Consider the following 12,107-nt stretch of genomic DNA (forward strand, 5'->3'; position numbering starts at 1 on the left):
CGTCATTCATTGGCGTACCCTGAGGGCCCTTTTTTGCGTAGGCTGGAGGTTCGAGCGCATCGAAAGGAACGCCATGCCGGAGGCTGACAGCTACAAGCAGGGGACACCATGTTGGGTGGACCTCTCCTCCACCGACATTGACGTTTCCAGGAAGTTCTACAGCGACCTCTTCGGATGGGAGCTGGATGCCATGGACGCCGGGAACGGCATGACCTACTACATGGCCAAGCTCAAGGGCCGCTACATTGCCGGAATGATGCAGCAGATGCCCGATGCTCCTGAAGGGATGCCGTCCTACTGGGCAAACTACCTGGCTGTGGACTCTGCTGACGAAGCGGCCCACCGCGTGGAAGCTGCTGGAGGAACCCTACTTTCCCCTCCTGACTCGGTCCCCAACGGTTCAGGACGTATGTTCTTCGCCACAGATCCCACCGGAGCCCAGATCGGGTTCTGGGAGGCAGGCAACCACCCGGGATCAGGTTTGATCAATGAACCGGGGACCATGATTTGGAATGAGCTGCAAACAAATGACGTCCCCAAGGCCGTAGCGTTCTACGAGGCTGTGACAGGGTGCACCAGCGAAACTGAACCGGCAGGTGACCTGCAGGAGTACACAAGCCTGCTGGTCGAGGGGAAACGAGTTGCGGGTGCCCTGAAGCTGCCCATCGAGGGTTTGTCGCCGTTCTGGATGACCTACTTCAACGTGGTGGATATCGATGCCACTGTGGAGCAGGCGGTTGAGTTGGGCAGCCACGTCATCGCCCCCGCCTTCGACGTGCCGGGAGTGGGTCGCATGGCTGTCCTCATGGATCCTGCCGGGGCAGCGTTCAGCATCATGACGGGCCTCGCAGCATGACGGCACGGAAGCACTACGCCAGCGGGGAGCCGTGCTGGGCTGACCTCCAGACCAGGGATGTGGCCGCGGCCAAGGATTTCTATCAGCAGGTGTTCGGATGGAATTTCAAGGACCTGCCCACTCCTGACGGCCGAAGCTACGCGCAAGCCTTCGTCAAGGATCAGCTGGTGGCCGTGATCGCACCGCAGAACCCCATGCAGGAGGCGGCCGGAACGCATGGCCAGTGGAACATCTATATCGCTGCCACGGACACTGACGAAATTGCCGACGACGCCGTTCACGCCGGCGGAAAGCTCCAGTTTGGTCCCGAAGCAGTTGCGGACACGGGGGTCTTGGCGTTCATCGAACCTCCCGGCGGCGGAACCACGGGTATCTGGCAGGCTGGAACGCACCTGGGAAGCCACCTGTACAACGAGCCCGGCGCATTGGCGTGGGCTGAACTGTCGACGCCCGAGCCGCAGTCCGCCGTCGCGTTTTTTCAGCAGCTTTTCGGTCACGAGGTCACCGAGTATCCGCAGGACGACGGCGGCAGCTACAGCACGCTGATGGTCAAGGGCGACGAGGTGGCTGGCATCGTTCCTGCCGATGAGGGGGATGAGGCCAGCTGGCAGGTCTACTTCGGTGTGGCGGACCTGCGTCAAGCCGTGGAAGCGGCAGTCGCAGCCGGGGGAGAGCTCCTCGTGGAGCCGGAGGACAAGCCCGGGACGGGATCGCTGGCCACCATCCAGGATCCGCAAGGCGGAGTCCTGAGCCTGATCCAGACATAGAACCAGGCAACAAAAGAGCGGCCCGGCAGTCAAAGACTGCCCGGCCGCTCTCTTTATGAAGCGATATACCGCTTAGGCGTACGCGTTCACCAAACGGACAGCGCCTCCGTCGACGCCCTTGGCACCCTGGACGTAATCCGGGCCGGTCTTGTCGATCGAGTCGCTGTCAGCTGAAACGGTGCCCATGACCCAGGACGGAAGGCCGCGGTCGTTGAGGCGGGCCACTGCAGCGTCTGCTGCTTCGGCGGAAACGATGGCCACCATGCCCACACCGAGGTTCAGCGTGCGCTCCAGGTCGGCCAGCGGCACGTTGCCCAGCTCGGAAACCAGCTTGAAGATGGCGGGGAGTTCCCAGGTGTTGCGGTCAACTGTTGCCACCAGGCCCTGCGGAAGGACGCGGGCCAGGTTGGCGGCAAGGCCACCACCGGTGACATGGCTGAAGCCGTGGACAGCCGCGCCGCCCGTAACGGGGAAGGTGCGGGCAAGGTCCAGGCAGTCGGCTGCGTAAACGCGGGTCGGCTCCAGGAGCTCTTCGCCCAGCGTGCGGCCGAGCTCCGAAACCTGGCGGTCCAGGGCCCAACCGGCGTGGTTGATGACGCGGCGGACCAGGGAGTAGCCGTTGGAGTGCAGGCCGGAAGAAGCCATGCCGATCACGACGTCACCGGCGCGGACGCGGTCCGGACCGAGCAGGGCGTCGGCCTCGACGATGCCGGTAGCGGCACCTGCGACGTCGTACTCGTGCTCGCCCAGGAGGCCCGGGTGCTCAGCTGTTTCGCCACCCACAAGGGCGGTGCCGGCAACGGAGCAGGCGGCAGCGATACCACGGACGATGTCAGCGATGCGCTCCGGAACAACCTTGCCGCAAGCGATGTAGTCGGTCATGTAGAGCGGCTCAGCACCTACAACGACGATGTCGTCCACCACCATGCCCACCAGGTCGAAACCGATGGTGTCGTGGATGTCCATGGCCTGCGCGATGGCTACCTTGGTGCCAACACCGTCAGTGGACGTGGCGAGCAGCGGCTTCTTGTAGGTCAGCAGCTTGGAGACGTCGTACAGGCCAGCGAAACCGCCGACGCCGCCAATCACCGAAGAGTTGTGCGTCGCCTTGATGGCGCCCTTCATGAGTTCGACTGCGCGGTCGCCCGCTTCAACGTCGACACCGGCAGAAGCGTAGGTGATGCCTGTTGTGTTCGGGGTGCTTCCAGCGGCGGGTGTTGCGGAGCTCATACAGACTCTTTCTTGTCGGCGTCGGTCAAACGATCAGCGTCGGTCAGCAGGTTCTCGAATTCGGCGTCGGGTCCGGGATCGCAACCCGTGGCGCCCGGCTTGTCGGCCGGATCCTCGGAATCGTCCACGGACTCGGACTGAGCAGCCGGTTCCAAGCCGCCCAGGTCCGTGCGTTCCAGCAGGTTCTTGCCCAACTTGTCCGCGTGCGGCAGTTCGATGGGGTACTGGCCGGTGAAGCAGGCCGTGCAGAGTCGTTCGCGCGGCTGCTGGGTAGCGCCGATCATGCCGTCTTCGGAGATGTAGGCCAGCGAGTCCGCGCCAATTGCCTGGGAAATCTCCTCGATGGTGGCGCCGTTGGCAATCAGTTCCGCGCGGGACGCGAAGTCGATGCCGTAGAAGCACGGCCACTGGACCGGGGGAGAGGAAATCTTGACGTGCACCGCGGCGGCACCGGCTTCCCGGAGCATCCGGACGATGGCGCGCTGGGTGTTGCCGCGAACGATTGAATCGTCCACCACCACAATGCGCTTGCCGCGGATCACGGATTCCAGGGCGTTGAGCTTGAGCCGGATACCCAGCTGGCGCAGGGTCTGCGACGGCTGGATGAACGTGCGACCCACGTAGGCGTTCTTGACGAAGCCGTGGGCAAAGGGGATTCCGGATTGTTCGGCGTACCCAACAGCTGCGGGGGTACCGGACTCGGGAACGGGAATGACGAGGTCGGCCTCGTGCGTGTTTTCGCGGGCCAACTGTCGGCCCATCTCAACGCGTGCCTCGTACACGGAGCGGCCGGCGATGGCAGCGTCCGGGCGGGCGAGGTACACGTATTCGAAGACACAGCCGGCAGGAGTTGCCTCGGCGAAGCGCTGCGAACGGACGCCGTCCTCGTCGATGGCAATGAACTCGCCGGGCTCGATCTCGCGGATGAAGCTCGCACCAACGGTGGCCAGGCCGGCTTGCTCGGAAGCCACAACCCAGCCGCGATCCAGGCGGCCAAGACACAGCGGGCGGATGCCGTAGGTGTCGCGGGCTGCATAGAGGGTTCCTTCGTCCATGAAGACGAAGCAGAAGCCACCCTTGATCTTGGGCAGCAGCTCCAGTGCAGTCTGCTCCAGGGTCTTGCCCTCTTCACCCTCCAAGAGAGCGGTCACCAGTGCGGTGTCCGAGGTATTGCCCTGCTTCATTTCACCGGTCAGCTGGCCGTCGTTGCGCTCAAGGATCATTTCCCGGAGCTCAGCGGTGTTGGTCAGGTTGCCGTTGTGGGCCAAGGCAACCGTGCCGGTTGCTGTCGCACCCAGGGTTGGCTGCGCGTTGGCCCAGTGGCTTGCACCGGTGGTGGAGTACCGGCAGTGGCCAACGGCCAGGTGCCCGGTAAGGGTGTTCAGGGTTGTCTCATCGAAGACCTGGGACACAAGCCCCATGTCCTTATAGACATTAATGCGCTTGCCGTCACTGGTAGCTATACCAGCCGATTCTTGTCCGCGGTGCTGCAGCGCATACAGCCCGTAATAGGTGAGTTTTGCTACTTCTTCACCGGGAGCCCAAACCCCAAAGACGCCACAAGCGTCCTGAGGGCCTTTTTCGCCGGGGAGAAGATCATGAGAAAGTTTTCCGTCGCCACGTGCCACTGGTCGATTGTCTCATGATGTCGGCGTGGTACGTTCCCCCGCAGCCTATGTGACCCCTTGAACCGGCGCAGAACAGGCGTGTTCCTCCGAAAATGCGGTGTGTCTCACATTCGGCTCCCCTCCAAAGAGGCGGGCCGGGCGCCCGACTTAGCGGACGTCGTCGTTCTCTGGTCCTTGGTCCGGAACCGAATCCGGAACGGCTTCCACTACGGCGCGCTGGGAGCGCTTGACGCTGATGCGGTCCAGGATCAGGGCGAGAATCGAGAAGAGGATGACGCCTCCGCCCGCGCAGACGATCAGGAAGAAGCCGAACACTGTGCCGGCGTCGAAGGCGGGGTCGGCTTGGCGGCCGTACGCGATGATGGCGGCCACGATTGCACCAACCACTGCTCCCAAAATCATGAAGGGTACAAACTTGGGTGCCCGGCGTACCGTGATCTCGCGGCGGGCGGAGTTGGGGGTGGTGTCCTCTGAAGCCATGCGTTAAAGCCTACCGTTCTCCGCCGATACGACAGTTAATGCCAATGTCCTTGAAGAACATTGGCATTAACTGGAAACTCGGCGGGGGAGGGTTAGCTGCCGCGGTACGTCGAGAACGCGAACGGGCTCAGCAGGAGCGGCACGTGGTAGTGCTCGCCGGCATCTGAAACTGTGAAGTTCAAATCCACTTCCGGGAAGAACGTCTCCGTGCCGAGGCCCTCGTAGTAGGCGCCGGTGGCAAAATTCAGCCGGTAAGCGCCGCCCGGAATGCGCTCCGGACCGAGGGTCTTGATTCGGCCATCGGCGTCGGTTTCGCCCTTCGCCACCAGGGTCCAATCGTCACCTTCACGGACGTAAAGTACGACGGCGACACCCGCCGCCGGGCGGCCGGAACCGGTGTCCAGGATGTGCGTGGTTACTTGTGAAACGCTCATGCGTTGACTCCTTCGCTGACCAAACCGGAGAGGCGCAACAATGCGATCTCCCGCAGTTGGCCGGCCACAATTGTGTCTTCTTCTTCGGGGGTGTGGGTGATGCGTTCCTGAAGGGTGCTGTGGATTTCCTGGGCGCTGCGGCCGGCGGCGCGGATCAGGAAGACCCTGCCGAACTTTTCCTCGTAGGCGCGGTTGCCTTCAGCCAGGGCGGTAGTGGTATCGCTGTCTCCAGGATCCACTCCGGCCTGCTCCGAACGCGACATTGCGGCCTCGGTGGTCTGGGCCTTGGGGCGTTCGCCGATGCGGGGGTGGTGTGCCATGGCGGATTCCACCTCGGCGGCGGTGAACGGTTCGGCGGCGCGCTGGGCCTGACCCAGCAGTTCGTCGACGGTGGCGAAGGGCCTCGCGTCAGCGATGGCCTCCACCCAGCGGCTGATATCCAGGCAGGGGGTCAGGATCCTGATGGCCTCGACCCGGTCAACACTGTTGAATTCTGCAAGCTCCATGCTTGTGACATCCTCGTGCAAATGCTGGCATCCATGGTGTGGGCTATGCGGAACTCCTGCTGGTGCAAGAGGAAGCCTTTGCTTCAAGCTTCCGCATCATGGAACTGTTATTTCAGCATACGTAATTCAGTTAAGCCGAGTGATCGGCCTGGTGTCAAGAGACTACCGCCCTGTGGCGCCGGGTCCGCACTGTCAGGTACAGGCGATGGGCGGTGATCACTAAGGCCAACCATGCCACGCCGATGGCCCAGGCTGCCAGCACATCCGTCAGCCAATGGTGGCCAAGGTAGACGCGGCTCAGGCCCATGGTGAAGGCAAAGATCCCGGCCACCAGTACGGTGATGACCCGCGCCCGCAAGGTCTTGAGCCTCAGGATGATCAGGTAGGCCACGATGCCGGCAATCACGATGGAGTTCAGGGAATGGCCGCTGGGGAAGGACGCGGAATGCTCGTAGGGAGGAATGGCGTCCGCGATGTCCGGACGGGCGCGGCCGAAGAGCGGCTTGCCCAAAATGGTGATGACCAGTGATCCCAGTCCGGCGGCGAGCATGAGGATTACCGGCGTCCATGATCGCCGCTTGGTGGCCAGGAAGATCATGATGCCGACGGCAATGATGGGCATCCCCACGGTGCCGCCAATATTCGTGTAGGCAGTGGTGGCAACGTCCAAAGCGGGGGAGCGGACGCTCTTTGCTGCGGCCAGGAAGGGATCGTCCAAACCTGCTACGCCGTCGGCTTCCGTCACGGACTCGTAGACTTCGCCGAAGACCAGGGCCAGTGAGAGGGCTGCGGCGAGCCCCACTATCAAGGTGATGATGAGCGCGGCGTAGGGCCCCAGCAGGGAGGTGACCTTCTCGGCGCCTCGGGCAAGTGTTCGGCCCGCAGGGGATTTCCAGCGCGTCAGGTCCTGCCCTGCAACGAACCTGTCCTGGCTTACTTCGCCGCGGACGCCCTGCTCCGGCGCCTCTTTTCCTTCAGTCGTCACTCATGTCCCCTATCCGTGGCGGCCTCAGTATTGGTGAGCAACCTTAGCAGTTGCTGCCCGGAGGTTCCTGGGAGCGCCTTCAGGCCTGTTATCTCCCGCTGTCAGGCAGTGGCTGCTTGTCAGGCAGCGGCTGGCCCACTTTGACCAGCAACGTCTGCTCCGGGCCAAGCTCTTGGCCGCCCTCACTGATTGGCCGCAACTCCGGGACGGGCTGACCCGAGGCGGGGTCGATGAGGACCGAATGTTCCTCACCCGGGGTGAAGGCGTTGCGCTCGCCCCATTGTCGGAGGCTGAGGAGTAGGGTGAACAGATCGCGCCCCGCGTCCGTCGGTTCATATTCGCTTCGGGTGCCCCGCTCGTTGGGAATCCTGGTCAGGACGCCCCTCTCCACCAAAAGGCGGAGCCGGTCCGAAAGGATGTTTTTAGCCACGCCCAGTGATCTCTCGAACTCGGAGAAGCGCCGCTTGCCGTCCAGTGAGTCCCGAATGATGAGCAGGGTCCACTTGTCGCCCACCAGGTCCACGGCCCTGGCGACGGGGCATTCGGGATCCGTCCACTCAACTTCACTTGGTTGCAACATGCAACCATTCTGCCATAAAGTCGCATGGTTGCATTGTGAAACCAAAAATGGAGGCGCTGTGAGCACAGACCTGAAAGAATCCAGCCGAGGAATCGGCCGTCGCTTGTTGTTCCTGCTCGCTGTGGCGGCCGGGTTCATGGTGTCCAACATCTATTACGGGCAGCCCCTTCTTGAGCGCATCGGGACGGATCTGGGGATTCCAACGTCCGGGGTGGGCTGGATTGTGGCCTCATCCCAGGCCGGCTACCTTCTTGGGCTGGTTCTCTTGGTGCCTTTGGGGGATGTCATGAACCGTCGGGTGCTCATCACCCTTCACATCGCGGCGACGGCCCTTGGTGGATCCGTAGTGGCCCTGGCAGATTCACAGACGGCCCTGCTGGGTGGCTTCCTGTTCCTCGGATTGGCTTCGTCGGTGGTCCAGACCATCGTGGCGTATACCGCCGCCTCCAGCACCCCCGACCAAAGGGGCGGAAACATCGGCACCGTCACTGCCGGCGTCGTGAGTGGCATCATCCTTGCCCGAACGCTGGCGGGAGGCCTGACAGACCTATGGGGATGGCGGTCGGTCTACGTTTTCGCGGCGCTGGCGGGTGCGGTCCTCGCCGTCGCGGTTTATCGCGCCCTGCCCCAAGAAACGTCCGAGAGGGGCGGGGTGCGCTACTGGCGGGCTGTCTCATCGGTGGTGGTCCTGACGCGGCGTGAACGCGTGTTCCGTACCCGGGCGCTCATCACCATGCTGCTGTTCGCGTCCTTCGGGGTGCTGTGGAGCGGCATGTCCCTGCTGCTCAGCAGTCCCGCGTGGAATCTGCCGCCGAGCGTGATCGGGCTCTTTGGGCTGGCTGGCCTCGTGGGTGTGGTGGCCGCATCCCGGGCAGGCGCCGCGGCGGACGGTGGATGGGCGCAGCGGGTCACGGCCTGGAGCCTCGCTGCGCTCCTGGCCTCCTGGGTGGCTCTGTCACTGGGCAGTTGGACGCTGCTGTGGTTCGTAGCGGGCATCATCGTCCTCGACGCCGCGGTGCAGGCCGTCCACGTGACCAGTCAGACCATGATCGTGGCAGGTGCTGAGGAGTCGGCCAGCAGCATGATCGGCAGCAACATGGTGTTCTACTCTGTGGGAAGTGCAGCGGGTGCGGCAGCTGTTGCTCCGGTCTACGATGCGTGGGGTTGGACCGGGGCCAGTGTCCTCGGTGCCGTTTTCGCGGTGCTTGCGCTGGCGGTCTGGGGCATGGACCGGCTCATTCCGTGCAAATCGAGCGGGCGGGCGCGGTTGGCTCGCCCCGTACAGCACGCTGGGGCAGAATGACCTCAACCAGCTAAGGAGTTCGCACATGCCCGACATTCTGACGTCCAGGTTCCTGTTCGGTCCCGGCCCGAGCAATTGCTACCCCGAAGCCATGGCCGCCCTGGCTTATCCCGTGCTGGGGCACCTTGATCCGGTGTTCATCGAGCGGCTCGACCACACCTGCGAGGGCCTGCGGACTGTTTGGGGCACGTCCAATGCGCGGACACTCCCTTTGAGTGCCACAGGTTCCGGCGGGATGGAAGCGGCTTTCGTGAATACCGTGTCCGACGGCGACGTGGCAGTTATCGCTGTCAACGGACTGTTTGGGGCGCGGATGTGCGAGGTCGCCCGGCGTTGCGGCGCCACTGTGGTCCGGGTTGACCACGAATGGGGCCAGCCCGTCGATGCCGACCGCGTCCTCTCGGCGCACCCTCATCCCAAAGTCATTGCGGCAGTTCATGCTGAAACTTCTGTGGGGGTTATTTCCGACATCGCCGCGCTCGGTGCCGGCAAGGGCGACGCCCTGCTGATCACCGACGCCGTCACATCCATCGGCGGACTGGAGCTGTTGGCGGACGACTGGGGGATCGACGTCGGATACGCCGGTACGCAGAAGTGCCTGGGCGTTCCCCCGGGACTGTCGCCGTTCACTGTGTCCGACCGCGCCTTTGAGGGCCGCGTCAAGGATCCACGGTCCTGGTACCTCGATATCGGGTTGCTCGGCGGGTACGTCGGGGCGGCCAGTGGAGCCCGGACATATCACCACACTGCGCCCGTCACCATGATCGCCGGGCTCGAAGCTGCTTTGGACCGGATCCTCGCCGAGGGTCTGGACATGGTGCAGGCCCGGCACCGCGCAGCCGGCACCGCCCTGCAGAATGGGCTGCAGGAGATGGGGCTGGAACTGTTCGCTGCCGAGGGCTCCCGGTTGCCGAGCCTCACCACGGTCAAAGTGCCCGACGGCGTCAACTCGGCTGCCGTCCGCGCTTACCTTCTGGAGAACTTCAGTATGGAAATCGGCTCGGGTGTGGGGGAGTTCGCGGACACCGTGTGGCGCATCGGCATGATGGGCCCGAACGCTAACAGTGCCTCGGTGACTTTGGTGCTGGGGGCGCTGAAGGAGGCGATCGCGAAAGCCTAGCCCCCGCACGCTCTCTCACGTCCCGCGTGCTTGGGCGGCACGCTCACTCACGTCCCGCGTGCTTGGGCGGCACGCTCACTCACGCCCAAGCGTCGACGGTCAATCGGTGACGTGACCGGCGTCGTACGTTAACGTCGCGGAGGCTGCGGTGCTGCCGTCGGCGGGCTGAATGGACGTGATCGTCAGCAAACCCGCGCCAGGCAGCGTGATCGACTGGCCCTCGCGGAAGGCCTGCTTGCGCTGTTGCTCGGCGGTGCGGATCCAGAACTGGATGGCGGGGGCGCCGTCGGCGATTCCGATCTTGACCACGCCCACTTTGACGCCGTCGAAGGTGGGCTGCATGCCTTGCTTGACTGTTACGAGCTGTTCCACGGCCATCCTTACTTCACGTCCACGGAGTAGACGGAGTCGAAGTTTTCCTTGTACTCATCTTCGGTCAGTTCCAGCGTGCCGGACTTGTGGTCGTCGTCGTCCTCCAAGTAGCCGCCGGATGGACCCCACGGGTTGGCCAGGACGATGACTTTCTCGCCGTCGTCGTTGGTTTTCACATCAACCACAACGTAGGCATGGTTGGGCACGACGTCGGTGCGGTTGACTTCGTCGGACTCCCAGACCCAGTCGAAGTCGTCGTCCTTGACGTCTTCGGTGCCGACGGAAATGGCTTGGCCGTCGGAGAGCTTGTCCTCGATGTCATCAAAGTTCAGCTCGCCGTCCTTATCTGCGGACTGCCCGGTCATCAGTTCCATGGCTTCGTTGCTGAAGCCGCCGTCGATGTCGTCGTAGGATCCGCCGCGGTGCTCAGCCGCCGCGCGCTCGTAGATGGACAGCCAGTTGGGTTCGCCATCAGCGCCGCGGACTCCGCCTTCGGTGGACTTGGCCTCCACAGTGACTTCCACAGGCTCGCCGTCTTCGTAGAGTGTGACCACCCAGTGCGTCGGGGGATCACCGACGGGACGCATGTGCTCCTCAAGGAACTCGTCCAGCTTGCCTTCGCGCTCCAGCACCTGGGCCACGGAGCCAATGCCTGCCAGCAACCAGCAGTCGCCGATCTGTCCTTGGTTGATGTCGCTGGGGTCACCGGCGTCGGGGTCATTGCGCACGTCGCCGGGCACATCGACGTCGGGAGTGTCCGGGTCCAGCGGCCCTGGGTCGCCAGGCGGGTTCGAATCGCCCCGCCCGGAATGATCAGAGCCCGAGGACCCTGACGCTCCCGAGCTGGACTTGTCCTGCTGGTCCGCGTTGCGGATCAGTTCCTTGGCCTGGGTCTGCAGCTCACTGGAGATTTTCTTCAGCATGGGGCGGTGTTCAGAGTCCCACGAGGCCCGGAACATCGCTGCGTCCCGGCCGTCCCACCGCGCATTGCTGATGAGGTGACCCAGTTCATTGGACAGGGAGGTCATCCGTTCCGAGTGCCGGGACATGGTCTTCGCGAGAGCCCGCAATTGTTCAATATCAGCACCGTAAAATCCGGGCATTTATCGGTCCCCCTCAGGAATTTCGTTGGCATCACAGGACTCAGACTTGACCGGAACAGTGACGTCCAAGTAAGCCGGGAACTTGGATCGGATGGTCACTGTGGCACCCGCCGCATCGGTGCTGCGCGTGACCACCCAGCCGCCCGGGACAGGGTCAGTTCCGTCGAAAGCCGGGAAGCCGTGCTCTCTCAGGACCGGATCCGCCACTGCAAAGACGTCCTCGAAACTCCTTGATGGTTTCACGATGTCCGCGCTGCTCTTCATGCTCCGTGGGGCGAGCATGCACCTGCCGTCGTCGATGCGGCTCAGGCGTGCCGGGTCATCCACGGCCCACGTGATGTCCGGCATCTTTGCCTCCAAGGCCGCAACAAGGTCGGAAGTCAGGGCGTTGTACTTCGCCACGCTTTCGGCCACGGAGGCCGGTTCGGCGGTAACTGGCGGCGCGCTGCTGGGTTCCCGCGTGGGTCCGTCGGGGGTATCGCTGCAGCCCGCGGCGGCGGCCGCCATCAACGTAAGGGCAGCAGCCAGCGCCCAAGGCTTGCGGTGCATGCGGCGGTTCATTTCGTCCCCAGTTTCAGTTAGCGTTCGACGGCGGATCTCACCGAATGCTTTCACGTTGCGTTGCGCCACGCGATGGGCAGAACAACCCGTGCAGGTGAGAGATGGTTCGGCTTGAGCACGTGGGAGGTGAGAGATGGTTCGGTTCAAGCACGTGGGAGGTGAGAGATGGTTCGGCTCAAGGG

14 protein-coding genes are annotated in these 12,107 nt (G+C 63.5%); 4 read left to right on the forward strand and 10 right to left on the reverse strand.

From position 1 onward, the window contains the following. Window positions 1-73 precede the first annotated feature (73 nt). Both AB4Y77_RS08910 and AB4Y77_RS08915 read left to right on the forward strand, forming a co-directional pair. Entirely contained in the window at window positions 74-856 is a 783-nt protein-coding gene (locus AB4Y77_RS08910) for a VOC family protein (protein ID WP_442013643.1), read from the forward strand. Next, entirely contained in the window at window positions 853-1,623 is a 771-nt protein-coding gene (locus tag AB4Y77_RS08915; RefSeq protein WP_442013644.1) for a VOC family protein, read from the forward strand. Before AB4Y77_RS08910 ends, AB4Y77_RS08915 begins: the two co-directional genes overlap by 4 nt. 72 nt (window positions 1,624-1,695) lie before the next feature. Here AB4Y77_RS08915 and purM read toward each other — a convergent pair whose 3' ends face one another. From purM to AB4Y77_RS08950, 7 genes are all read right to left on the reverse strand, one after another. Further along, window positions 1,696-2,853: a phosphoribosylformylglycinamidine cyclo-ligase gene (gene purM / locus AB4Y77_RS08920; RefSeq protein ID WP_089596294.1), complete on the reverse strand. Its 1,158-nt coding sequence runs from the start codon at window positions 2,851-2,853 to the stop codon at window positions 1,696-1,698. Further along, entirely contained in the window at window positions 2,850-4,481 is a 1,632-nt protein-coding gene (gene purF / locus AB4Y77_RS08925; RefSeq protein WP_442013645.1) for an amidophosphoribosyltransferase, read from the reverse strand. The genes purM and purF overlap by 4 nt, the downstream gene beginning before the upstream one ends. 147 nt (window positions 4,482-4,628) lie before the next feature. Beyond that, window positions 4,629-4,961 (reverse strand): hypothetical protein, encoded by a 333-nt coding sequence (locus AB4Y77_RS08930; RefSeq protein ID WP_089596292.1) that lies wholly within the window; start codon window positions 4,959-4,961, stop codon window positions 4,629-4,631. A 92-nt stretch (window positions 4,962-5,053) separates the two neighbouring features. After that, entirely contained in the window at window positions 5,054-5,395 is a 342-nt protein-coding gene (gene uraH / locus AB4Y77_RS08935) for a hydroxyisourate hydrolase (RefSeq protein ID WP_017199951.1), read from the reverse strand. Beyond that, window positions 5,392-5,901, reverse strand: a complete 510-nt coding sequence (gene uraD / locus AB4Y77_RS08940; protein WP_442013646.1) for a 2-oxo-4-hydroxy-4-carboxy-5-ureidoimidazoline decarboxylase — start codon at window positions 5,899-5,901, stop codon at window positions 5,392-5,394. Before uraD ends, uraH begins: the two co-directional genes overlap by 4 nt. Before the next feature lie 154 nt (window positions 5,902-6,055). Further along, a complete protein-coding gene (locus AB4Y77_RS08945; protein ID WP_442013647.1) occupies window positions 6,056-6,886 on the reverse strand; it encodes a phosphatase PAP2 family protein in 831 nt (276 codons plus the stop codon). A gap of 88 nt (window positions 6,887-6,974) precedes the next feature. Beyond that, on the reverse strand, window positions 6,975-7,466 hold the full coding sequence (locus tag AB4Y77_RS08950) for a winged helix-turn-helix transcriptional regulator (protein WP_442013648.1): 492 nt from the start codon (window positions 7,464-7,466) through the stop codon (window positions 6,975-6,977). 58 nt (window positions 7,467-7,524) lie between these two features. On the opposite strand from AB4Y77_RS08950, the gene AB4Y77_RS08955 reads away from it, so the two are divergent. Further along, complete coding sequence (locus AB4Y77_RS08955; protein ID WP_442013649.1) at window positions 7,525-8,769, forward strand: MFS transporter; 1,245 nt, start codon at window positions 7,525-7,527, stop codon at window positions 8,767-8,769. Between the two features lie 25 nt (window positions 8,770-8,794). After that, complete coding sequence (locus tag AB4Y77_RS08960) at window positions 8,795-9,889, forward strand: pyridoxal-phosphate-dependent aminotransferase family protein (RefSeq protein ID WP_442013650.1); 1,095 nt, start codon at window positions 8,795-8,797, stop codon at window positions 9,887-9,889. A 99-nt stretch (window positions 9,890-9,988) separates the two neighbouring features. Here the strand turns inward: AB4Y77_RS08960 and AB4Y77_RS08965 are convergent, their stop codons facing one another. Genes AB4Y77_RS08965 through AB4Y77_RS08975 form a run of 3 tightly spaced genes read right to left on the reverse strand, consistent with a single transcriptional unit; the run spans window position 9,989 to window position 11,913 of the window. Beyond that, window positions 9,989-10,261, reverse strand: coding sequence for a hypothetical protein (locus AB4Y77_RS08965; protein WP_311213541.1), 273 nt, complete (start codon window positions 10,259-10,261; stop codon window positions 9,989-9,991). A gap of 8 nt (window positions 10,262-10,269) precedes the next feature. Beyond that, window positions 10,270-11,364 (reverse strand): C2 family cysteine protease, encoded by a 1,095-nt coding sequence (locus AB4Y77_RS08970; protein ID WP_442013651.1) that lies wholly within the window; start codon window positions 11,362-11,364, stop codon window positions 10,270-10,272. Beyond that, complete coding sequence (locus tag AB4Y77_RS08975) at window positions 11,365-11,913, reverse strand: hypothetical protein (RefSeq protein ID WP_442013652.1); 549 nt, start codon at window positions 11,911-11,913, stop codon at window positions 11,365-11,367. Between the last annotated feature and the right edge of the window lie 194 nt (window positions 11,914-12,107).

The sequence above is a fragment of the Paenarthrobacter sp. YAF11_1 genome (assembly GCF_052113445.1).
Lineage (GTDB): Bacteria > Actinomycetota > Actinomycetes > Actinomycetales > Micrococcaceae > Arthrobacter.